At 64.7% G+C, this 21,781-nt stretch carries 18 protein-coding genes; 9 read left to right on the top strand and 9 right to left on the bottom strand.

Annotation, left to right across the window (positions count from 1 at the left end):
• Nucleotides 1-34: 34 nt before the first annotated feature.
• The gene (locus CK498_RS19090) at nt 35-1,141 is read right to left on the bottom strand and encodes a hybrid-cluster NAD(P)-dependent oxidoreductase (protein ID WP_095622445.1); all 1,107 of its coding nucleotides are present in this window, start codon (nt 1,139-1,141) and stop codon (nt 35-37) included.
• A 315-nt stretch (nt 1,142-1,456) separates the two neighbouring features.
• On the opposite strand from CK498_RS19090, the gene CK498_RS19085 reads away from it, so the two are divergent.
• The 3 genes from CK498_RS19085 (at nt 1,457) to CK498_RS19075 (ending at nt 5,690) form a co-directional block, all read left to right on the top strand.
• Nucleotides 1,457-2,743 carry an aromatic ring-hydroxylating oxygenase subunit alpha gene (locus tag CK498_RS19085; protein ID WP_095622444.1) on the top strand — a complete coding sequence of 429 codons (1,287 nt, stop codon included), beginning with the start codon at nt 1,457-1,459 and terminating at the stop codon, nt 2,741-2,743.
• Nucleotides 2,744-2,842: 99 nt separating this feature from the next.
• Nucleotides 2,843-4,306: a sensor histidine kinase gene (locus CK498_RS19080; RefSeq protein WP_095622443.1), complete on the top strand. Its 1,464-nt coding sequence runs from the start codon at nt 2,843-2,845 to the stop codon at nt 4,304-4,306.
• A 13-nt stretch (nt 4,307-4,319) separates the two neighbouring features.
• Nucleotides 4,320-5,690, top strand: a complete 1,371-nt coding sequence (locus CK498_RS19075) for a sigma-54-dependent transcriptional regulator (protein WP_229359144.1) — start codon at nt 4,320-4,322, stop codon at nt 5,688-5,690.
• A gap of 111 nt (nt 5,691-5,801) precedes the next feature.
• Here CK498_RS19075 and CK498_RS19070 read toward each other — a convergent pair whose 3' ends face one another.
• The 5 genes from CK498_RS19070 to CK498_RS19050 all read right to left on the bottom strand — a co-directional run bounded on the left by CK498_RS19070 (nt 5,802) and on the right by CK498_RS19050 (nt 11,593).
• The gene (locus CK498_RS19070; protein ID WP_095622441.1) at nt 5,802-6,167 is read right to left on the bottom strand and encodes a hypothetical protein; all 366 of its coding nucleotides are present in this window, start codon (nt 6,165-6,167) and stop codon (nt 5,802-5,804) included.
• A gap of 127 nt (nt 6,168-6,294) precedes the next feature.
• A complete protein-coding gene (locus CK498_RS19065; protein WP_095622440.1) occupies nt 6,295-6,543 on the bottom strand; it encodes a hypothetical protein in 249 nt (82 codons plus the stop codon).
• Between the two features lie 192 nt (nt 6,544-6,735).
• Nucleotides 6,736-6,969 (bottom strand): hypothetical protein, encoded by a 234-nt coding sequence (locus CK498_RS19060; protein ID WP_095622439.1) that lies wholly within the window; start codon nt 6,967-6,969, stop codon nt 6,736-6,738.
• Between the two features lie 53 nt (nt 6,970-7,022).
• Nucleotides 7,023-9,863: a formate dehydrogenase subunit alpha gene (fdhF, locus tag CK498_RS19055; protein ID WP_176475842.1), complete on the bottom strand. Its 2,841-nt coding sequence runs from the start codon at nt 9,861-9,863 to the stop codon at nt 7,023-7,025.
• An 11-nt stretch (nt 9,864-9,874) separates the two neighbouring features.
• A complete protein-coding gene (locus CK498_RS19050) occupies nt 9,875-11,593 on the bottom strand; it encodes an NADH-ubiquinone oxidoreductase-F iron-sulfur binding region domain-containing protein (protein WP_176475841.1) in 1,719 nt (572 codons plus the stop codon).
• 273 nt (nt 11,594-11,866) lie between these two features.
• Between CK498_RS19050 and CK498_RS19045 the strand changes: the two genes are divergently transcribed.
• The 3 genes from CK498_RS19045 (at nt 11,867) to CK498_RS19035 (ending at nt 14,522) form a co-directional block, all read left to right on the top strand.
• Complete coding sequence (locus tag CK498_RS19045; protein WP_095622437.1) at nt 11,867-12,064, top strand: CsbD family protein; 198 nt, start codon at nt 11,867-11,869, stop codon at nt 12,062-12,064.
• 50 nt (nt 12,065-12,114) lie between these two features.
• Nucleotides 12,115-12,621 carry a PRC-barrel domain-containing protein gene (locus CK498_RS19040; protein WP_095622436.1) on the top strand — a complete coding sequence of 169 codons (507 nt, stop codon included), beginning with the start codon at nt 12,115-12,117 and terminating at the stop codon, nt 12,619-12,621.
• A gap of 248 nt (nt 12,622-12,869) precedes the next feature.
• On the top strand, nt 12,870-14,522 hold the full coding sequence (locus CK498_RS19035) for a BCCT family transporter (RefSeq protein WP_229359143.1): 1,653 nt from the start codon (nt 12,870-12,872) through the stop codon (nt 14,520-14,522).
• 60 nt (nt 14,523-14,582) lie between these two features.
• On the opposite strand, the gene CK498_RS19030 is transcribed toward CK498_RS19035, so the two are convergent.
• The 3 genes from CK498_RS19030 to CK498_RS19020 form a co-directional block, all read right to left on the bottom strand.
• Nucleotides 14,583-15,308, bottom strand: coding sequence for a 3'-5' exonuclease (locus tag CK498_RS19030; RefSeq protein ID WP_095622434.1), 726 nt, complete (start codon nt 15,306-15,308; stop codon nt 14,583-14,585).
• A 5-nt stretch (nt 15,309-15,313) separates the two neighbouring features.
• Nucleotides 15,314-17,215, bottom strand: a complete 1,902-nt coding sequence (locus tag CK498_RS19025; RefSeq protein ID WP_095622433.1) for a DUF294 nucleotidyltransferase-like domain-containing protein — start codon at nt 17,213-17,215, stop codon at nt 15,314-15,316.
• A 178-nt stretch (nt 17,216-17,393) separates the two neighbouring features.
• Nucleotides 17,394-17,786 (bottom strand): DUF4168 domain-containing protein, encoded by a 393-nt coding sequence (locus tag CK498_RS19020; RefSeq protein WP_095622432.1) that lies wholly within the window; start codon nt 17,784-17,786, stop codon nt 17,394-17,396.
• Nucleotides 17,787-18,116: 330 nt separating this feature from the next.
• On the opposite strand from CK498_RS19020, the gene CK498_RS19015 reads away from it, so the two are divergent.
• The 3 genes from CK498_RS19015 to CK498_RS19005 all read left to right on the top strand — a co-directional run bounded on the left by CK498_RS19015 (nt 18,117) and on the right by CK498_RS19005 (nt 21,772).
• The gene (locus CK498_RS19015; protein ID WP_095622431.1) at nt 18,117-19,040 is read left to right on the top strand and encodes a DMT family transporter; all 924 of its coding nucleotides are present in this window, start codon (nt 18,117-18,119) and stop codon (nt 19,038-19,040) included.
• 64 nt (nt 19,041-19,104) lie between these two features.
• Nucleotides 19,105-19,911 carry an EAL domain-containing protein gene (locus CK498_RS19010; protein ID WP_095622430.1) on the top strand — a complete coding sequence of 269 codons (807 nt, stop codon included), beginning with the start codon at nt 19,105-19,107 and terminating at the stop codon, nt 19,909-19,911.
• Between the two features lie 286 nt (nt 19,912-20,197).
• Nucleotides 20,198-21,772, top strand: a complete 1,575-nt coding sequence (locus CK498_RS19005) for a BCCT family transporter (protein WP_095622429.1) — start codon at nt 20,198-20,200, stop codon at nt 21,770-21,772.
• Nucleotides 21,773-21,781: the final 9 nt, after the last annotated feature.

Below are 21,781 nucleotides of genomic sequence, written 5' to 3'. Positions count from 1 at the left end.
CGTTGCGGCACGGGCTCACAATACGGTCCTCAGCTCAGTACTCCACCACCACATCCCCGGTGGGCATGCTGCAGCAGGAGAGGATATAGCCCTCGGCGATGTCCTCGTCGGTGATACCGCCGTTGTGCTCCATGTTGACCTGCCCCGAGGTCAGCGGTACGCGGCAGGTACCGCAGATGCCCATCCCGCACGCCTTGGGAATGTGCAGGCCAAGTTTGGCCGCGGCGGCATGCACCGTCTCGCCGGGCTGGATGCGCACGCTCTTGCCGGTGGCGGAGAACTCGACGCTGAGCATGTCCGCCGTATCGAGCTCCTCGGCTTCGGCTTCGGCCTGCTCGACCAGCTCCAGCACGTCCTCCTGCACCGCCAGCGGCGTGGCGCCGAACGACTCCTCATGGTAGTGGGCCATATCGAAGCCGTTGTCGCGCAGGATGCGCTTGACCGCGTTCATGTAGGGGGGCGGGCCACAGCAGAAGATTTCGCGCTCCATGAAGTCCGGCGCCATCAGCTCGAGCATCGCCTGGCTGAGATAGCCGCGGAAACCCGCCCAGGTCTCGCCCAGATCGTCACTGCGCTCGCAGACGATATGCAGCCTGAACTCGGGAATTCGCGTGAAGATATGCTCCAGCTCGCGCTGGAAGAGAATGTCGCGCGGCGTGCGTGCGCAGTGCACGAACTCCAGGTCCACCGCCGCGTTGGTGTCGAAGAACCAGCGCGCCATCGACATCAGCGGCGTGATGCCAACCCCGCCAGAGAGCATCAGGATCTTGTCAGCGGGGTAGTCGATGGCATTGAAGTTGCCCACCGGGCCATGTACCGCCAGCTCGTCGCCGATACGCAAGTGGTCGTGGAGCCAGTTGGAGACCCTGCCGCCGGGGAGGCGCTTGACGCTGATCGAGAAACTGTAGGGAATCGAGGGCGAACTGGAGATGGTATAGGAGCGCATCACCGACTCGCCGTCGATCTCCAACTCCAGGGTCACGAACTGCCCAGGCTTGAAGAAGAACAGCACCGGCTGCTCGGCCATGAAGCAGAAAGTGCGTACGTCCCAGGTCTCCTGGATCACCTTGACACAGCGCACCAGGTGGCGGCCATTGGTCCAGGTCTGGGTGGTGACCGGGTTGAGGAAGTTCATGGACATGGAAACACTCGCCTGGGCTGCGGTCATGGGATGGACACCACTCTCACATGGCGGTACCCGTTGCTGCGAATTCTGCGCACAGTGCGGACATGCCACATGCCTGTCTGCGACTTCGACATGCCCACCTGTCCCAGCCCCAGGCAGGATTCTTACCCCACGCGTCGCCGCTGCATCACGCCTTGTCGTCGCCAGACAACTGCCCGTCGAGCGGCTGGTCCACACTCGCCGAACAAGTATCCCCGATCGCGCCGGTCACACCCCAACCATATTCGTCCCGCGCCGCTGCCGCGGCCCCGTTACAGAGGAAGCGTTTTCATGGACTCGATGTCACCCGAGCGTCTCGACGATCCGTTGGCCGGCGCCCGCGAGGCCACCAGCGCCATGCTCGCCCAGCGCACCCCGCAGTTCTCGCTGCCCCAGCCGTTCTACAACGATGCCCGGCTGTTCGCCCTGGACATGCAGGAGATCTTCGAGAAGGAGTGGCTGTTTGCCGGCATGTCCTGCGAAATACCCGCCAAGGGCAATTTCATGACCCTCGAGGTCGGCGACAATCCACTGATCCTGGTGCGCGGCGCCGAGGGCGCCATCCACGGCTTCCACAACGTCTGCCGCCACCGCGGCTCGCGGCTATGCGTCAAGGACAAGGGCAAGGTCGCCAAGCTGGTCTGCCCCTACCATCAGTGGACCTACGAACTCGATGGCCGACTGCTGTTCGCCGGTAGCGACATGGGCGAGCACTTCGACTTGGGCCAGTACGGCCTCAAGCCGATCCAGGTCCGCACCGCTGGAGGCTTCATCTTCGTCAGCCTCGCCGAGCAGCCGCCGGCCATCGACGACTTCCTGGCCACCCTCGAGCACTACCTCGAGCCCTACGATATGGCCAACACCAAGGTCGCGGTGGAGTCGTCGATCGTCGAGCAGGCCAACTGGAAACTGGTGGTCGAGAACAACCGCGAGTGCTACCACTGCAACGGCGCGCATCCCGAGCTGCTCAACACCCTGCTCGAGTTCGATGACACCGAGGACCCACGGGCCACCCCGGCCTACAAGGCCCAGGTGGCGCGCAAGCAGGCCGACTGGGACGCCGACCGGGTCCCCTGGCAGCTCAAGCGCTTCGGCAAGCGCAACCGCCTGACCCGCACCCCGCTGCTAGAAGGCACCGTGTCGATGACCATGGACGGCAAGCCGGGCTGTCGCAAGCTGATGGGCCGCCTGCAGAGCCCCGATATGGGCTCGCTGCGCATCCTTCACCTGCCCAACTCCTGGAACCACTTCATGGGCGACCACGCCGTGGTATTCCGGGTACTGCCACTCGGCCCGCAGCAGACGCTGGTGACCACCAAGTGGCTGGTGCATGCCGATGCCGTGGCCGGCGTCGACTACGACCCCGAGCAGCTGCGCAAGGTGTGGGACGCCACCAACGATCAGGATCGCCGCCTCGCCGAAGAGAACCAGCGTGGCATCAACTCCCGGGCCTATCAGCCGGGTCCCTACTCGACGACCTACGAGTTCGGGGTGATCGACTTCATCGACTGGTACAGCGAGCGCCTGCAGGAGAACCTCGGCCACACTGCGCCCCACCTGCACGTGGTTAAGGGCTGACCTTCGCTGCCTTGGCCACCGGCTGAACGGTCGGTGGCTGGATTTCCGCGCCGCGGCGTGTTGGGATAGTCGCTGATCCGAACGTCGCGGTAAGCCTGCATGCGCCTACGCAACATCATTATCGTCACGGTTCTGGTGCCGCTGTTTCTGATCCTGCTGGTATTCAGCCTGGTGGCGATCAAGTCACTGGAAGACAACGTGCGCACCAAGCTGCAAAGCGAGGTGCAGATCATCAGCCACGCCATCGGCACCTCGCTGGGCTACGCCCTGGAGCGCGATACCCCCGACGCCCTGCAGGAGTCGCTGCACTCGGCGTTCTCCTTCCACCGCATCTACGGCGCCTACGTCTTCGACCCCCAGGGCGAGAAGATCTATGGCCTGGGGCTCGGCGAAGAGCTGTTCGATGCCGACGACATCCGCGCCGTGGTCGAGGCCGGCGAACCGACCGGCGACTACCGTCAACACGAGCGCTGGAACTACTACTCGGCGCTGGTGCCGCTGACCACGCCAGGCGGCGAGATCCGTGGGGTGCTGCAGGTCAACCGGCTCAATACCGGCATCGAGAACTATACTGGCTTTATCAGCATCGTTGCCGTCGTCGTCTTCGCGGTAGGCGCAGCGGGTATCGTGCTGATGATCTGGTGGGGCTTTCGCCACTATATCGAAAGACCGCTCAATCGCCTGCTGGGGGTCATGGAGCGGGTCGAGAAAGGCGACCGCAGCCAGCGCGCGGCGATCGACGGCCCCGCCGAATATCGCAAGCTGTCGCTGGCCCTCAACGGCATGCTCGACGCCATGGCCGAGAAGGACGCCGATATCGAGGCCCGCCAGCGCAAGGAGATCGAGCTCGAGAAGCGCCTGCGCAAATCGAAGAAGCTCGCCGAACTCGGCGTGCTGGCCGCTGGCGTCGCCCACGAGATCGGCGCACCGCTGACGGTGATCAACGGCCAGGCCCAGCGACTGGCGCGCCGCGAGGTGATCGGCGACGACGAGCGCGCCAAGCTGGGCCGCATCCGCAGCGAGGTCGAGCGCATCGTGGTGATCGTGCGCCAACTGATGGAGCTGGGCCGCCAGCACAATGTCGAGAAGGAGAGCTGCCAACTCGACGAGCTGATCGCCGCAGCGATCGAGCTGCTCGAGGATGAACTCGAGCGCATCGGCAGCCATGTAGAAGTCGCCCTGCCCACTCCGGCGCCTCAGTTGACTGTCAACGGCCAGCAGCTCACGCAGGTGTTCACCAACCTGATGCACAACGCCCTGCAGGCCAATCCCGGTGGACATATCCGGGTCAGCGCCGAAACGCTCAACGGCGAGCTGCATATCAAGGTCGAGGACGACGGACCGGGCATCGGCGAAGCCGACAAGAACCGCGTCTTCGATCCGTTCTTCACCACCAAACCCGTCGGCCAGGGCAGCGGCTTGGGCCTGTCGATGGTTCACCGTATCATCAACGACCACGGCGGCACCGTGGGGGTCTTCGACAGCGCCCTGGGGGGCGCCGGGTTCGAACTGACCTTCCTCGCCGAAGACCCGACACCCACGCAAGGAGCGCAACCCGCATGACATGGAGGCTTTCGTGACGCTGCCGATTCTCATCGTCGAAGACGACCCGGCGATTCTCGAGCTGCTCGAGGAAGAGCTCCAGGATGCCGGCTATACCACCCTCGGGGTCGCCAGCGCCGAGGATGCCATCGCCACCCTCAGCCACGAGAGCGTCGAGCTGATCATCAGCGACGTGCGCCTGCCCGGCATCAGCGGCATGCAGCTGCTCGAGCGGCTGCGCCACGACGGCAGCACGGTTGGCTTCATCGTGATCACCGCCTTCGGCACCATCGAGCAAGCGGTGGAAGCGCTGAAGATCGGCGCCGACGACTTCCTGACCAAGCCGCTGGATCTCGAAGGCGTGCGCGATGCGGTCTACCGGGTGCTCGAGAATCATCGCCTGGCGGCACGCCTGGAGAGCGCCGGCGGTGCACGCCCGCACTTCCACGGTATCGTCGGCGAGAGCGAGGCGATGCAGTCGCTGTTTCACGACGCGGCGCGGCTGGCCAGGAGCAGTGCGCCGATTCTGATCCTCGGCGAGAGCGGCACCGGCAAGGAGCTGCTGGCCCGCGCCATCCACGCCGAGAGCCCGCGCCACGACGCCCCTTTTATCGCCGTCAACTGTGCCAGCATCCCCATGGAGCTGATGGAGAGCGAGTTTTTCGGCCATGTGAAAGGCGCCTTCACCGGCGCCAACGAGGCGCGCCAGGGGCTGTTCCACGCTGCCAACGGCGGCAGCCTGTTCCTCGACGAGATCGGCGAGATGCCGCCCTCGCTGCAGGCCAAGCTGCTGCGCGCCCTGCAGGAGAGGTCCGTGCGTGCGGTAGGTGCCGAGAAGGAGGAGCGGGTCGATGTGCGCATCATCGCGGCCACCCACCGCGATCTGGAAAAGGAGATCGAGGATGACAACTTCAGGAGCGACCTGTTCTATCGCCTCGAGACCTTTTCGCTGCGCATTCCGCCACTGCGCGAGCGCGAGGGCGATATCGAGCGGCTGACCGCCGCATTAATCGACAAGCACGCCGAGCAGCAGGGCAAGCACATCGAACAGGTCGAGCCGTTGGCCCTCCAGGCCCTGCTCAACTACCCCTACCCGGGCAACGTCCGCGAGCTGGAAAACGCCATCATGCGCGCGGTCACCCTGGCCGAGGACGGCATCCTGTGCCACGACGACCTGCCAGAACGCCTACGCGGCCACGCCGATGAACAGCGCACCGCCCTCGGCAACGAGGTGACGCCTGCCGCCCAGGGCGCCAGCTGGCCGAGTCTCGAGGACGTCGAGAAGCGCTATATCCAGAAGGTGCTGGAGGCAACCGGCGGCAACAAGCGGCGCACTGCCGACATCCTGGGCATCGCCCGCAAGACCCTCTATCGGCGCCTGGAAGACCACGACGACGCCAGCTAAGCCCCTGTATTCCACCCTGCTGGGCAGACACACCAACGGCGCCTACTGAGGCGCCGTTGATGCGTGAGATCGAGGCTCGTCAGCCAGCACGGCTGACGATTGTCGCTGCGATCAGTTAACCTCTTCTTCCTCTGGCAGCGGCTCGCCGGAGTGCTCGGCGGGCGGGTCCGCTTCGCCGGGCATGGCCTCGCCGCCATCACCGAAGCCAGCTTCCTCTTCTTCCGGCATGCCAGCCCGAGGCTCGTCGCCGGTCCCCGGTTCGCCGGTGGTCGGATCGGCGCTGCCCTGCTCGCTATCGGCGGGGTCGGTCCCCGGGGTAGCCGGGTCCTGGGTGCCCGGTGAGGCAGGATCCGAGGTCCCTGCGGGATCGGCGGGCGCGCCGTCATCATGCATATCGGCGATCGCCAGCGAACTGGCGGTAAGCCCCAACGATACGCCAACAACACCGATCTTCTTCAAGAAAGCCTTGGACATCATCGCAAACAACCTCCTGATCCAGTGTGGCCACATCCCTGTGTGGCCTGCCGGCAAACGTGTCGCCGGTCGACAAGCGAGGCCTCCGTGCCCCGCCATCATGCAATCGAACTACGGATGGGGTGAACGATCAGAACTCGTCGTCCTGTTCCATCATTGGATCTTCTTCCGTCATGCCGTCGTCCTCCATGGCGGGGTCGTCCATCCCCTCATCCATGCCAGGCTGTTCATCCATGGGCTGGTCCATTGCCGGATCCTCTTCCATCGGCGGCATATCGTCGTCATTTCCGCAGCCTGCCAGTGCCAGGCTGCCCAGTAACATGGCGGCAATCGAGGTGGCGGCCATGAATTTGCGGCTTGCCTTGGTGCTTCTGTTCATCCTTGCCTCCTGACGATTGCTTGAGTGTCACCACAGACCAAGCAGGAACCGCACCACCTAGCCAACAAAAAGCAAGAAAAACCATAAAAACAGATAGATATAATTATTACGGACACACCAAGACCACCACCACCTGACCCGTATGGCGGGCCAGGAGTGGCGAAAAATGACACATGGGTCGCAATGGCTAGGCTAGCGCGCCTGGAGGATATCTTCGATGGCTCGACGCACCGATGGCAGCATGATCTCACGCTGCTGCATCAATGCGGCGATCTCCGCCTCCAACCCCGGCACCCCGACCTCGCGCTGCATGCGTCTGGCAAGCCGGGCGCAGGTTTCGGGGCAAGCGCCCTCAGGGAGCTGCACGCCCAGCGCCACCAGCCGCTGGCGAAAGTCATCTCCGTCGATTAGTTCGGCAATCATCATGACACGGCCCTCCTCTCCTCCATCTTGCCTCCATCCCCCACATTCATCCGCCGCTAGGCCGGAGCCGTCGCGGCGGCCGACAGCCGGCAGGCGGCATACTTGAACTCAGGGATCTTGCCGTAGGGGTCCAGCGCCGGGTTGGTCAGCACGTTGGCCGCCGCCTCGGCGAAGCAGAACGGCACGAACACCATGCCGTCCGGCATCAGCATATCGGCCCGGGCACCTAGGGTGATCGAGCCGCGCCGGGTGGTAATGGTCAAGGCGTCGCCGGGCTGCAGACCCAGGCGGCGCAGTTCACCCGGCGAAAGGCTGGCCACCGCCTCGGGCTCGAGATCGTCGAGCACCTTGGCACGCCGCGTCATCGAGCCGGTGTGCCAGTGCTCCAGCTGGCGCCCGGTGGTCAGCACCGTGGGGTAATCGCCGTCGATGGGTTCGTCCGGCGGCAGCGGCACGGTAGCGCTGAAGCGAGCGCGGCCACTGGCGGTGGGGAAGGCGTCACTGAACACCACGTCGGCCCCCGGAGCATCGTCCGCCGGGCACGGGTAGGTCACCGAGTCCTCGCGCTCGAGGCGCTCCCAACTGATGTGGTCCAGCGACGGCATGCCGCGCTGCATCTCGGCGAACACCTCGCGGGGGTGGGCGTAGTCCCAGGCCAGGCCGAAGCGCCGGGCGATCTCCTGGATGATCCACCAGTCGGGCTTGGCGTCACCGGGCAGCGGCATGGCGGCGCGGCCCATCTGCACCTGGCGATTGGTGTTGGTGACGCTGCCGTCCTTCTCCGGCCACGCCGAAGCGGGCAGGATGACGTCGGCGAACTGGGCGGTCTCGGTGACGAACAGGTCCTGCACCACCAGGTGCTCGAGCTTGGCCAGGGCCGCCCGCGCGTGGTCGAGGTCGGGGTCGGACATGGCCGGATTCTCGCCCTGGATATACATGCCACGAATGGTGCCGGCATGCACGGCGTCCATGATCTCGACCACGGTGAGGCCGGGCTCGGGATCGAGCTCGGTGTTCCACAGCTCCTCGAAGGCGCTGCGCACCTGGGCGTCGGAGACCGGCTGGTAGTCGGGCATCACCATCGGGATCAGGCCCGCGTCGGAGGCGCCCTGGACATTGTTCTGGCCGCGCAGCGGGTGTAGGCCGGTGCCTGGGCGACCGGTATGGCCGCAGGCCAGCGCCAGCGAGATCAGGCAGCGCGCGTTGTCGGTGCCGTGGGTGTGCTGGGAGATGCCCATGCCCCAGAAGATCATCGCCCGCTCGGCAGTGGCGTATTCCCGCGCCACCTGGCGAATCTCCTCGGCGCTGACGCCACAGGCCGGCGCCATCGCCTCGGGGGTCATCCCGGCGACGTGGGCCTTGAGCGCCTCGAAGCCCTCGGTGTGGGCGTCGATATAGGCCTGGTCGTAGAGCCCCTCGCTGACGATGACGTTGAGCATGGCATTGAACAGCGAGACGTCACTGCCCGGCGTAAAGCGCAGGGTCTGGTGGGCGTAGGCGCCCAGCGCCTGGCCGCGGGGGTCGATGACGATCAGCTTGGTGCCGCGCTTGGCGGCCTGCTTGAAAAAGGTCGCCGCCACCGGGTGGTTCACGGTGGGGTTGCAGCCAGTGAGGATCACCACATCGGCCTGCTCAGCCTGCATGAAGGAGGCAGTGACCGCCCCGGAGCCGATGCACTCCATCAGCGCCGCCACCGAGCTGGCGTGACACAGCCGGGTGCAGTGGTCGACGTTGTTGGAGCCGAAGCCGGTACGCACCAGCTTCTGGAACAGCCAGGCCTCCTCGTTGGAGCACTTGGCGCTGCCGAACCCGGCCAGCGCCGCCGGCCCGCGCTCGGCCTTGAGCGCGGTGAGGCCGCCGGCGGCAGCGTCCAGCGCCTCCTCCCAGCTCGCCTCGCGGAAGTGGCTCAGTGGCTGGGCCGGGTCAAAGTCCGGGTCGAGCCCCTTGGCCACCCCGGACCGGCGGATCAGCGGCGTGGTCAGCCGCGCCGCATGGCGTGGGTAGTCGAAGCCGAAGCGCCCCTTGACGCATAGCCGGTTGTGGTTGGAGGGCCCGTCGCGCCCCTCGACGAACAGGATCTCGTCATCCTTGATGTGGTAGGTGAGCTGGCAGCCCACCCCGCAGTAGGGGCACACCGAGTCGACCTGACGGTCGGCCACCCGGGAGTCGCCGCGGCCCTCGGCGTCGATCAGCGTGGCCGGCATCAGCGCACCGGTGGGGCAGGCCTGGACGCATTCGCCGCAGGCCACGCAGGTGCTCTCGCCCATGGGGTCGTCGAAGTCGAAGACGATCTTCGAGGCCGCGCCGCGATGGGCCAGGCCGATCACATCATTGACCTGCACCTCGCGACAGGCACGCACGCACAGGTTGCACTCGATGCAGGCGTCGAGATTGACGTGCATCGCCGAGTGGCTGGCGTCATGGCCCGCGGTATGCAGCAAGGCGGCGTCCCGCGCGGCGACGTGATGCACCGTGGGCGCATCGCGCTCGCTGCGCGGCGGCAGCCACTCGCGCACCGCCGTGGCATCGATGGCCAGCTGGTCGGCCATGGCCCAGAAGTGGCTGGCGCGGTCGGGGCTCTGCTCACGCTCGGGCTGGTCGGCGATCAGCAGCTCCATGACCGCTTCGCGGGAGATCCGCGCGCGCTCGGAGGTGGCGCTGTTGACCACCATGCCCGGGGCAGCCTGGCGCAGGCAGCTCGCCGCCAGCGCCCGCTCGCCGTCAATCTCGACCATGCAGGCACGGCAGTTGCCGTCGGCACGGTAGCCGTGGGCATCCTTGTAGCACAGGTGGGGAATGGTCTCCCCGGCGCGCTTGGCCACCTGCCACAGCGTCTCGCCGGGATGGGCGATGACCTCGACGCCGTCGAGCGTCAGGCTGAAATTCTGTTCGCTCATGCTCATCTCCCTTAGCCCTTGACGATCACGTGCTGGGCAGCCAGCTCGCTGCGAAAGTCTCTGAGCAGCCCCAGCACCGGATTGGGCGCCGCCTGGCCAAGGCCGCAGATCGAGGCGTCCATCATCACCTGGGACAGCCGCTCGAGGTCGGCGGTGTGCCACTCGTCGCGCTCGAGCAGGGTCAACATCTTCTCGGTGCCGACCCGGCACGGCGTGCACTGCCCGCACGACTCGTCGGCGAAGAACGCCAACAGGTTGGCGGCCGCGCCGCGCAGGTCATCCCGGTCCGAGAGCACGATCACCGCCGCCGAGCCGATAAAGCAGCCGGCCTCCTGCAGGGTATCGAAGTCCAGCGGGATGTCCGCCTTGCTGGCCGGCAGGATGCCGCCGGAGGCGCCACCCGGCAGGTAGGCGGCGAGGCGATGGCCGTCGGCCATGCCACCGCCGTACTCCTCGACCAGCTCATTCAGGGTGATGCCCGCCGGAGCCAGGTGCACGCCTGGGCGTTTGACCCGCCCGGACAGCGAGAAGCTCCGCAAGCCGCTGCGCCCGTGGCGGCCATGGCCGGCGAACCACTCGGCACCGCGCTGCCAGATCAGTGGGATCCAGTAGACGGTCTCGACGTTGTTGACCAGGGTCGGGCGGTCGAACAGGCCACGCTGGGCGACGAACGGCGGCCGGTGGCGCGGCTTGCCGGGCTTGCCCTCCAGCGACTCGATCATCGCCGACTCCTCGCCGCAGATATAGGCGCCGGCGCCGCGCCGCATGACCACGTAGCCGGGGCTGACCAGGCCGGCGGCCTCGAGCTCGGCAATTGCCTCGTGGAGCACGCGGTGCAGGCCGGGGTATTCGTCGCGCAGGTAGATGTAGAGCGCCTCGGCCTCCACCGCCCAGGCGCTGACCAGCGCGCCCTCGAGGAAGCGGTGCGGGGCACGCTCCAGGTAATAGCGATCCTTGAAGGTGCCGGGCTCGCCTTCGTCGGCGTTGATCGCGCAGTAGCGCGGCCCCGGCTCCTGGCGCACGAAGTACCACTTCTTGAAGGTCGGGAAGCCGGCCCCGCCCAGGCCGCGCAGGTTGGCCGCCTCGAGGGTCTGCATCAGGCTGTCGACGCTTACTTCACCGCGCCGACAGGCATCGAGTAGCGCGTAGCCGCCCTCGTCGCGGTAGGCGTCGAGCCGCTGCCAGTCGATGGCCTCGGGATGCAAATGGCCGGTATCGACCACCGCCTCCACCGCCTCGCGGCTGGCGTGCAGTACATGACGGTGGCCGACCTCGACTACCGGCGCGCTCTCGCAGCGGCCCATGCAGGGCGCGCGCAGCACCCGCACCTGGGCCGGGTCGACGCCGGCCTCGAGCTCGCCCTGCAGCGCCGCAGCGCCGGCCAGCTGACAGGACAGCGAGTCGCAGACGCGGATGGTCACCGCTGGCGGCGGCGTCTGGTCGTCGTGGACCACATCGAAATGCGCATAGAAGGTGGCGGTCTCATACACCGCCGCCATCGGCAGGTTCATATAGGCGGCCAGGGCGCGCAGGTTGGCCATCGACAAGTGGCCGTGGTGATCCTGGATCAGGTGCAGGTGCTCGATCAGCAGGTCGCGGCGCTGCAGCGACGGGGCCTCGCGCTCGTCGCCGAGCAGCTCGCGCAGCGCCGTCAGCGCCTCGGGGGCCAGCTCGCGGCCGCGGGGCGTGCCGCGGAAGCGGCGCACGGGGGTCACGGGGGTCTCGGTCATGGGCGTGCTCGTTGTCGTTGAATCACTCATCGTCGTGGCAATGGCACCGGCCAGAAATGAAACAATTTGTTATCATTGCATTGAAGTTCTATAAATCGACATTATCTTTAAGGGTGCACGTCACAGAAAGGATGCGCTGTCACAGCCAGTCTGTCACATAGCATAGACGCTATGTTCGCCACACACGGCGAACGCCTCCCTGAAAACGACGTCAGGGCCGCGGACAGACCACGCTGTGGATACGGATCATGGCAACCACAAGGAGGAGCCGCCATGAATTGGGACCAGATAGAAGGACGCTGGAAGGAATTTCAAGGCAAGGCCCGCGAGAGCTGGGGCGAGCTGACCAACGACGAGCTCGACCAGATCGCCGGCAAGAAGGATCGCATGATCGGCAAGCTGCAAACCAAGTACGGCATCACCAAGGAAGAAGCGGAAAAACGCGCCAACGACTGGGCCGCCAAGCTGTAAACGGCACCCAAACAGTGACACCACGAAAGGACTATCGAGGAGATCACAGCATGCGCAAGACCACTCTCGCACTCAGCATTTCTCTCGCCGCTGGCGGTATGGCGCTGGCGGGTACCGCTCAGGCCGAGGTCGAAGGCCTCTACTCGGCCGATGCGATCATGGATGCCGATGTCTACCTGGACAGCGATCCGGACGAGAACGTCGGTGACGTCGAGGACATCCTGCTCGACGACGATATGAGCGTTCAGGCCATCGTCATCGAGACCGGCGCCACCCTGGGTCTTGGCGGCCGCGACGTGGTGCTCGACAACGACCACTACCGCCTGGAAACCGAGACCGACGAAGACGGCGATACCGTGCACCGCGTCTATGTCGATGCCACCGCAGACGAATTCGCCGACCTGCCCGAATACGATCGCGACTGGTGGGATCAGGCCCGCGAGAACGCAGCCGAGGCCTGGGAAGCCACTCGCGAGGGCGCCCAGAGCGCCTGGCAACGCACCCGCGAAGGTGCCGAAAGCATCGGCGACACGGTCGACGAAACCGTCAATAACTGATGTCGTCCTGATCGACGCCGCTGTTCGGCGCCGTTCAACAGGCCCGCCATTTGGCGGGCCTGACTTTGTGTGATAGAGGTCAGACATGGCGAGGTCGCTGCGGTGATAGCGATGCTGTGCGACTCGCCCAATAATGGCCCTGGCGTCGAATTCATCTGCACCTTATGGGCCACTTGCCTGGCAATTCACTGGTAAAGCGTCACAATAACTGTGAGCCATCACAACATACGCACAAGGGAGATTTCGCAGTGGAAAAGAATTCTCAAGGTCCCTCTTCCCAGGAGCGGCAAGAAGGCTCCGAAGGCATTCCCGCCCCAGAAGGCCCCGCCAACCTGATCGATACCGACTATGTGATCGGTCAGGATAATACCCAGGCGTCGCCGATGGGTTTCAACGTCGACCTCCACGGCAAGGTGTTCGGGATCTCCTCCCTCGTGGTGGTGTTCTTCGTGATCATCACCATGGCCCTGCAGGAGCAAGTGGCGCCGCTCTTCAACGCCACCTTCGGCTTCCTAACCAGCAACATGGCCTGGTTCTTCCTTCTGGCCGCCAACATCTTCGTTCTCCTCTCGATCACGTTGATTTTCACGCCACTCGGCAAGGTGCGTATCGGCGGGCAAGATGCAACGCCGGACTTCAGCTATGCGGGCTGGTTTGCCATGCTATTTGCCGCCGGCATGGGCATCGGCCTGATGTACTTCGGCGTCTCTGAACCCATGGACCACTTCCAGTCCGCACTGGGGGGCGTCGCTACCGAGAACGGCGCGCGCACCGACTGGGCTCCGCTGGGCGGCGCCGAAGGCGACGAGGCCGGCGCCGTGGCGCTGGGCATGGCCGCCACCATCTTCCACTGGGGCCTCCACCCCTGGGGCATCTACGCCGTAGTGGCGCTGGCGCTGGCGCTGTTCTCCTTCAACAAGGGCCTGCCGCTAACCATGCGCTCGATCTTCTACCCGATCCTGGGAGAGCGCGTATGGGGCTGGCCGGGCCATTTGATCGATATTCTGGCGGTGTTCGCTACCCTGTTCGGTCTGGCCACTTCCCTGGGGCTGGGCGCCGAGCAGGCCACCAACGGCCTCAACGACCTGTTCGGTATTCCTAACACCAACACCACCATGGTGCTGTTGATCATGGGCATTACCGTTATCGCCATGGGCTCCATCCTGCTCGGCGTTGACAAGGGTGTGCAGCGCCTCTCCCAGCTCAACATGGGCCTGGCCTTCCTGCTGCTGGCCTTCGTCATCATCGTCGGCCCGACGCTGATGATTGCTACCGGCTTCTTCCAGAACCTGCTGGGTTACCTGACCAACCTGCCGGCGCTCTCCAATCCCTTCGGCCGCGAAGATGCCAACTTCAGCCAGGGCTGGACCGCCTTCTACTGGGCCTGGTGGATCTCCTGGTCACCGTTCGTCGGCATGTTCATTGCCCGGGTCTCGCGCGGGCGTACCGTGCGCGAATTCCTGATCGCCGTGCTACTGGTGCCGTCGCTGGTCTCGGTGCTGTGGATGACCTCCTTCGGTAGCGCCGGCATCGAACAGCTACTCGCCGGGACCTTCGAGGGCGAGGCGGATGCGCTGTTCGTGATGCTGGCAGGCCTGCCGCTGACCGAGATCACCTCCTTCATCGCTATCGTGCTGGTGATCGTGTTCTTCATCACCTCGTCGGACTCCGGCTCGCTGGTGATCGACTCTATCACCGCCGGGGGCAAGGTGGACGCGCCCAAGCCACAGCGTATCTTCTGGGCGATCATCGAGGGCGCTATCGCCATCGCGCTGCTGCTCGGCGGCGGCCTGGCGGCGCTGCAGGCAGCGGTGATCTCCACCGGCCTGCCCTTCACCCTGGTACTGCTGGTCGCTTGCTACGCCATCGTCAAGGGACTGATGAGCGAACCCCGCGGCTGAGCATATCCAGCCACAGCGAAAAAAGGCGGCCCGCGGGCCGCCTTTTTTGATGCCTGACATTCAGCTCCAGAGCTGGCCGATTGGCGTGCCCGGCTGATGCCGGGCAGCAATCTGTGCCTGCAGCAGCTCGGCGGTGGCCAGCGCATCGATCAGCGCATGATGCCCCTGATACGGCGGCAGACCGTAGCGCTCGCGGCTGTTGTGTAGGCGAATCGACACCGGCGGGCGCCCCATCCAGCGGCGAAAACGCGCCCACAGCGACTGACGATAGATACGTGCTTCCAGCGACATGGTATCGATCACCGGGAAGCGCAGACTTTCGCCGCGCCGCGACTGCATCGCCGCATCCAGGAACGGCCGCTCGATATGCCGGTAGTGGACTACCACCAGACGCCCCGCCAGGGCCGCCAGTAGCTCATCGATGATCTCGTCGAGGTCCGGCGCATCGACGATCTCGGAATCAGTGATGTGGTGAAAGGTCACCGATTGACGCAACAGTGGCCGCGGCGGGCGCACCACCCAATAGCGGCGCTCGGCCAGGCGGATGCGGCCCAGGCTAAAGGGCACCAGGCCGATACTGACAATGGCATGGCGCCGCTCATCGAGGCCGGTGGTCTCCATGTCCATGGCCACCAGTGGCGCTTCACCGATCGGCGTTTCCGGCGCCAGCTGGCTGGAGGCGAAAAAGTCGGCCACGCAGGGGTCGCGGGCCTCACCGGCACGCCGCGCCAGGTAGTCGGGCCAGTTGGTAGCCGAGGGCTTTAGCAGCGAACGCAACGAGAACATGCCGATCAGCGCCGCGACGGCATGGGGTAGCGGAATTTGAGAAACTTCTGCGCGTTGCTGAGCAGCTGGAAGGCGTCCTTGAGGTGGTGACGCTCGCTGTCAGAGACGTTGCTTGGGGCGATGTTGTTGTCGGGTTCCTGGTCCTCGCGCAGATCGATGGCCTGGTGGCGAATGCGCACCATCGACAGGAACTCGAAGGCGTAGCGGATCTTGTCGCCGGTGCCGGCCGGCAGCAGTTGGGTCTTGGCGATATCGTCGAGACGCTCGAAACTGTTCTGTGCCCGCGAGCCGCAGGCCAAGGCGTGCGTCCGAATCAGGTCGACCATCGGCGCCGTGCCGCGGCGCTTGATGTTGATGGTGTTGTTCTGCTTGCCGTCCTTCTCCATCACGAAGGTGCGGAAGAAGCCCAGCGGCGGCGTACGGCCCAAGGCATTGCGCGCCATGGCAGCGAGAAACAGCGGGCTCTCGGACGCCTTGCGGGCCACCAGGTCCTGGAGCTGCTCGACGAAGGCCTCTTCGCCATGCACGCTATCGAGATCGAAGAAGATCGAGCTGTGCAGCAGGTGCTCCGGGTTGGGGTTGTCGATCCAGTCGCTGAAGTAGCCCTTCCATACCGCCAGCGGCTGACGCCACTGGCGGTTGGTGGCCATGACATCACCCTTGCAGTAGGTGTAGCCGCAGGCGTCGAGACCATCGCTGACGCGCTTGGCGAGGGTCGCGAAGTAGTCGTCATGCTGGGCCGGGTCAAAGCGATCATCGAGAATCAGGGCGTTGTCCTGATCGGTGACGATACTCTGCTCGTTGCGCGCCATCGAGCCCAGCGCCATGAAGCAGTACGGCACCGGCGGCGGCCCCAGCTCCTCTTCGGCGAGTTCGAGCAGGCGGCGGGTAAAACTGCGCCCGATGGTCGACAGCGCCGAGCCAACCATGTGCGAGTTGGCACCCTCCTCGACCATCCTCACGAAAGCCTCGCGCACATCGGGCTTGAGGCGCGCCAAGCCCTTGGCATCCGGTTGATGGAAGATGTTGCTGACCAGATAGAGGCTGCTGTGGGTCTCGTAGCGAATGATGTCGGAGAGGTGCAACACGCCCATCGGCCGGCGCCGGTGGAGCACCGGCAGGTGATGCACGTTGTTGCGCAGCATCGACAGCATCGCTTCGTGCACCGATTTGTCGGACTGCACGCTGATCAACCGTGAACTGACGATCTCGCCGACCCGGGTCGACACGCTCAGCCCTTCAGCCAGCACGCGGTTGCGCAGATCCTGATCGGTGACGATACCCTTCAGGGTCCAGCTTTGCCCTTCAGGGTCGTTGAACTGGTAACGCGGGTCGCCCTCCGCCGTCGACAACACCAGCGCCGAGGAGACATTCTCCTCGTTCATGCGCTGGGCCAGCTCCTGCACGCTGGCGCTCTCCTCGATCATCAGCGGGCGGCGCGATACCAGCTTGCGCACCCGGGTGATCATCATGTCGTTGCTCTTGTGCTGCTCCTCTACCGCCGCTTTGAGCCGCGTACGGCCAAACTCGACGAAATCGGCAAAGTGTTCATCTTGGTCGCACAGCTCGCGGAAAACCTCACCGGGGATGAAGTAGATCAGGGTGTCTTCGAGGGCCTTGGCGGGAAAATGCACCTTGCGGCTACGCAGCAGGCTGTAGTGGCCAAAAATATCGCCTTCGCTGAGCCGGTTATAGAGCTCGCCGTTGCGCCAGAATATCTCCACCGCGCCGCTGCGGATGTAGTACAGGTCCTCGATGGCATCGCCGAGCTGCAAGATATCGCTGCCGGCCTTGAAATAGGCGACTTCGATACCTCCGGCCACGCGATCGAGATGCGTATCACTCAGGCCGTCGAAGGGGGCAAAGCGGGCCAGCTGCTCGCGAATCTCCAGCAGTTCGATGTCCATGTCTACTCCTGGCCCGACGTGATTGTCTGAAGTCTGATGTTCCCAGCCCTTGCTGTAAAGCCGCCAGTGGGAGTTCGCGTCGCCATGAGCCATCCAGACGTCGCCCAGACACGCCAAGGGCCGCTCGAAGCGGCCCTTGGTGCTCATGCTGTCGATGGGAGTCGACGCTGAGTGCAGCTTACGACTGTTCAGCCATTTCCTGAACGCGCTGCATCATTTCCGGGTCTTGCTGGATGGTGTGGCCGATCGCATTGAAGGTATCGACGTCCAGACCGCTGTCTTCGACGACTTCGACCATGCGGTCATTGGCTTCCATGCGGACTTCCTGCTGGGTCGCCTCGTCTTCGGCGCCCTGCAGACGCTCGGTGTACTCCTGAGAAATCATAGCGATTTCCTGAGAAGCATCAGCAAATTGCTGAAGCTCTTGGTCGGAGAAATCCTGAGCGGGTGCCGCCTGCTGCTCCGGCGCCGCTGCGGGATCTTGGGCGGGATCCTGGGCGAAGGCCGCTTGGGCAGAGAACAAACCAGCAGTCAGCAGTGCTGCAGAGAACAGGGCAGTCATCCGTTGCATATCAATACCTCCAGAGTGTTGCTTGAGTATGTGCCCCACTGTGACGGCACCGCACCAAGAGGGTTCATATTTTTCGAGTAACAGAAAGAAACAGAAAATATCCACAGAAGTTACAATAGTCGCAATACAAAGACGAGCAAGAGACTGCCAACCTGCCAGTCCCGCTCCCATGGGAGTCTCGGCAATAAGCGGGCAACGTGATGCGACAACTTATCACCTATCTGCAAGGACTCAGGCCACTCCGCCACCGCCGCGGCTTTTCGCCACCGCAGCCAAGGCGTAATCTCTTCGCTCGCTTCGTCGTCCGCCTGGGGAACAAGGAACCCATCGATGCCCACCCAACGTCCTCGCCACTTGGCCCTCACCGCGATGCCGGTGCTCTTCGTGCTGCTGTGGAGCACCGGCTTCATCGGGGCCAAGTACGGGCTACCCTATGCCGAGCCCTTTACCTTCCTGTTCGTGCGCTTCGCCCTGACGCTGGCGCTGCTGGTTCCACTGGTATTTTTCTTCAAAGGGAGCTGGCCGCGAGATATCGCCCTGTGGGGGCATATCGCCGTCAGCGGCTTGCTGGTGCACGGCGCCTACCTGGGCGGTGTCTTCTACGGTATCTACCTGGGCATGCCGGCAGGGCTTGCCTCACTGCTGGTGGGCTTGCAACCGTTGCTTACTGCCGCGCTTGCCGGGCCACTCCTCGATGAGCGATTGTCGCGCTGGCAGTGGCTGGGTCTGAGCCTCGGCCTGGTCGGTATTGCCATGGTGCTGGGCAGCAAGCTCGACCCCGGAGCGGCGCTGTTTCAGGGCTTCGGCCTGCCCGCACTGCTCGCCGTGCTGGTGGCACTGCTGGGAATTGCCTGCGGCACCCTCTATCAAAAGCGCTTCTGCACCACAATGCCGCTACTCTCGGGCACCGTGGTGCAGTACCTGGCCGCCGGGGTCCTGCTTGGCGTAGGCGCGCTGCTATTCGAATCGCGTCAGATCGACTGGTCGCCGACCTTCGCGCTAACCCTGGCCTGGCTGGTCTGCATCCTGTCGATTGCCGCCATCCTGCTGCTCATGGCGCTGATCGAGCGCGGCGAGGCATCGCGGGTAGCAAGCCTGTTCTACCTGGTACCGCCGGTCACCGCGCTGCAGGCCTGGTGGCTGTTCGGCGAGCATCTGCCTCCGATTGCCCTGCTGGGCATGGCCATCGCGCTTGGCGGCGTGGTGATGGCGGTCAAGGCAAAGCGCCGCGCGGTTAAAGCCCCGGGCAGATGAGCCGATAATAAGATAATAGTCGTCTAACCGTATTGTCAGATCGGCAAGAAAACAGGAAACGCTTATGGGTCATTGTGCCAGGGTCGACAGCCAGTGCGGTCGCTGCGACATCCCTCTGCCCTTCGATTTCACGATGGCCTTCCAGCCCATCGTCGATATCGAGTCCACCCGCATCGTCACCTACGAAGCGCTGGTGCGCGGCCCCGGCGGAGAATCGGCCTACAGCATCATTTCCAAGGTCACCGACGACCTGATGTACCGCTTTGATCAAGCGTGCCGGGTCAAGGCCATCGAACTGGCCAGCCGCCTGGGCATGCAGGAACGCCTGTCGATCAACTTCCTGCCCAACGCGGTCTACGAACCGAGCGCCTGCATCCAGGCCACGCTGGAAGTCTCGGAGCGGGTCGGCTGGCCAACGGATCGGATCGTCTTCGAGATCACCGAGACCGAGCTGGTCAAGGACCGCCAGCACCTGCGCGGCATCATCGACGCCTATCGCGACATGGGCTTCACCACCGCCATCGACGACTTCGGCAACGGCTTCGCCAACCTCGATCTGCTCACCGACCTGCGACCCGACAATCTCAAGATCGACCGCGAGCTAGTCATGGGCTGCGACCAGGACTGTCGCCGACAGGCGATCCTGCGCGCCGTGCATGGCCTCGCCAAAGAGCTCGACATCGGCCTGATCGCCGAGGGCGTCGAGACTCGCGAAGAGGCCCTATGGCTTGCCCGTCAGGGCATTCATCGCCAGCAGGGCTTCTACTTTGCGCGCCCAGCCCTGGAGTCGCTCTGTCAGCACTCCTTGAGTGAGATGCTTCTCGACCTGCGCAGCGAGGCTCAGCAGCAACCAGGCATGCCGCAAGGCTGACCCGCCGCTGGAGCGCCAGCCCGAGCAAGTCGGGCGGTAATGGCTGCCCCACCGCCAGCGCAACACCCAGCGGGTCCTCGAGGCCGCCCTGGTGAGCATCTGCATCACCAGCCCCGAGGGGCGCTTCGAGATGCTCAATCCCTCCTACCTCAAGACCCAACAAGACAACCGCAGGTCGCTTTCACGACACTGCCGCCGCCGCGTGGGCACAACAATGGCTAACCCGGTCTTTCGTCACAACCGGCACCAAGCAAGAGACACCAATAATAACCACCGAGGTAATCCCATGAACCATGACGATGCACCGATCCTCAAACCGGGGCAAGACAATGCCCAGGTGCTGGGGATGGATTTCCATAATCCCGTCTTCCCCCTCTCGGCTCTCGCCATCCTGGCCTTCATCCTCTACGCCCTGATCTATCCCGACGCCGCCAACAGCCACCTCACCGCCGCCCGCGGCTGGTCGATCGAGTACTTCGATTGGCTGTTCATGATCGCCGGCAACCTCTTCGTGCTGCTGTGCCTGGCGCTGATTGCCATGCCAGTGGGGCGCATTCGCCTGGGCGGCAGCCAGGCCCGGCCGGAGTACTCGACCACCTCCTGGTTCGCCATGCTGTTTGCCGCCGGCATGGGCATCGGTCTGATGTTCTGGAGCGTGGCCGAGCCGGTGGCCTACTACACCGACTGGTACGGCACCCCGCTCAATGCCGAAGCACACACCCCGGCCGGGGCCAGCGCGGCGATCGGCGCCACCATGTTCCACTGGGGCCTGCACCCCTGGGCGATCTACGGCGTGGTGGGGCTGTCGCTGGCCTTCTTCGCCTACAACCGCGGCCTGCCGCTTACCCTGCGCTCGGCCTTCACACCGATCCTTGGCGAGCGGGTGCGCGGCTGGTTCGGCCACATCATCGACATCGTCGCGGTGCTGGCCACCATCTTCGGCCTGGCCACGTCACTGGGCTTCGGTGCCTCCCAGGCGGCGGGCGGTCTCAACTACCTGTTCGATATACCCAATACCATCGGCACCCAACTTGCCATCATCGTGGTGGTCACCGCCGTGGCGCTATTCTCGGTGTGGCGCGGCATCGACGGCGGCGTCAAGCTGTTCTCCAACATCAACATGGTGATCGCCCTGGCCCTGCTGGTCTTCGTGATCGTCACCGGCGGCGTGCTGCTGTTCGTCAACAACCTGTGGAGCACCGCCCTCGCCTACGTCGGCCATATCGCACCGCTTTCCAACTGGATCGGTCGCGACGACACCACCTGGTACCACGGCTGGACGGTCTTCTACTGGGCCTGGTGGATCTCCTGGTCGCCCTTCGTCGGCATGTTCATCGCCCGGGTCTCCCGCGGGCGTACGGTGCGCGAGTTCCTGATTGCCGTACTGCTGGTGCCGACCCTGGTCACCCTGGTGTGGATGAGCGCCTTCGGCGGCACCGCCCTGAGCCAGTCGGTCGCCGGCGTCGGCGCCCTGGCCGACGGTATCAGCGACGTCTCGCTGGCGATGTTCCAGATGCTCGAGCACCTGCCGCTGACCACCGTGACCTCCAGCCTGGCGATCCTGCTGGTGCTGATATTCTTCGTCACCTCGTCGGACTCCGGCTCGCTGGTGATCGATAACATCACCGCCGGCGGCAAGACCGACGCCCCTCGCGGCCAGCGCGTGTTCTGGGCGGTGCTGGAAGGCGTGATTGCAGGCATCCTGCTCTACGGCGGCGGTAGCGCGGCACTGGGCGCGTTGCAGGCGGGCGCCGTGGCCACCGGACTACCCTTCACTCTGGTGTTGCTGGGCATGGCCTTCTGCCTGGTGAAGGGGCTTCGCGAGGAGCTGCGCGAGCCTGCGGGTGCTCGGCTGGCCTGACCGCAACGC

It is taken from the genome of Halomonas salipaludis (assembly GCF_002286975.1).
Taxonomy (GTDB): domain Bacteria; phylum Pseudomonadota; class Gammaproteobacteria; order Pseudomonadales; family Halomonadaceae; genus Franzmannia; species Franzmannia salipaludis.
This window is presented reverse-complemented; position numbering and strand designations above follow the sequence as displayed.

Coding starts and splice junctions, on each gene's coding strand:
- CK498_RS19090 (WP_095622445.1), bottom strand. CDS start 1,141: ATGTCCATGAACTTCCTCAACCCGGTCACCACCCAGACCTGGACCAAT.
- CK498_RS19085 (WP_095622444.1), top strand. CDS start 1,457: ATGGACTCGATGTCACCCGAGCGTCTCGACGATCCGTTGGCCGGCGCC.
- CK498_RS19080 (WP_095622443.1), top strand. CDS start 2,843: ATGCGCCTACGCAACATCATTATCGTCACGGTTCTGGTGCCGCTGTTT.
- CK498_RS19070 (WP_095622441.1), bottom strand. CDS start 6,167: ATGATGTCCAAGGCTTTCTTGAAGAAGATCGGTGTTGTTGGCGTATCG.
- CK498_RS19065 (WP_095622440.1), bottom strand. CDS start 6,543: ATGAACAGAAGCACCAAGGCAAGCCGCAAATTCATGGCCGCCACCTCG.
- CK498_RS19060 (WP_095622439.1), bottom strand. CDS start 6,969: ATGATGATTGCCGAACTAATCGACGGAGATGACTTTCGCCAGCGGCTG.
- fdhF (WP_176475842.1), bottom strand. CDS start 9,863: ATGAGCGAACAGAATTTCAGCCTGACGCTCGACGGCGTCGAGGTCATC.
- CK498_RS19050 (WP_176475841.1), bottom strand. CDS start 11,593: ATGACCGAGACCCCCGTGACCCCCGTGCGCCGCTTCCGCGGCACGCCC.
- CK498_RS19045 (WP_095622437.1), top strand. CDS start 11,867: ATGAATTGGGACCAGATAGAAGGACGCTGGAAGGAATTTCAAGGCAAG.
- CK498_RS19040 (WP_095622436.1), top strand. CDS start 12,115: ATGCGCAAGACCACTCTCGCACTCAGCATTTCTCTCGCCGCTGGCGGT.
- CK498_RS19030 (WP_095622434.1), bottom strand. CDS start 15,308: ATGTTCTCGTTGCGTTCGCTGCTAAAGCCCTCGGCTACCAACTGGCCC.
- CK498_RS19025 (WP_095622433.1), bottom strand. CDS start 17,215: ATGGACATCGAACTGCTGGAGATTCGCGAGCAGCTGGCCCGCTTTGCC.
- CK498_RS19020 (WP_095622432.1), bottom strand. CDS start 17,786: ATGCAACGGATGACTGCCCTGTTCTCTGCAGCACTGCTGACTGCTGGT.
- CK498_RS19015 (WP_095622431.1), top strand. CDS start 18,117: ATGCCCACCCAACGTCCTCGCCACTTGGCCCTCACCGCGATGCCGGTG.
- CK498_RS19010 (WP_095622430.1), top strand. CDS start 19,105: ATGGGTCATTGTGCCAGGGTCGACAGCCAGTGCGGTCGCTGCGACATC.
- CK498_RS19005 (WP_095622429.1), top strand. CDS start 20,198: ATGAACCATGACGATGCACCGATCCTCAAACCGGGGCAAGACAATGCC.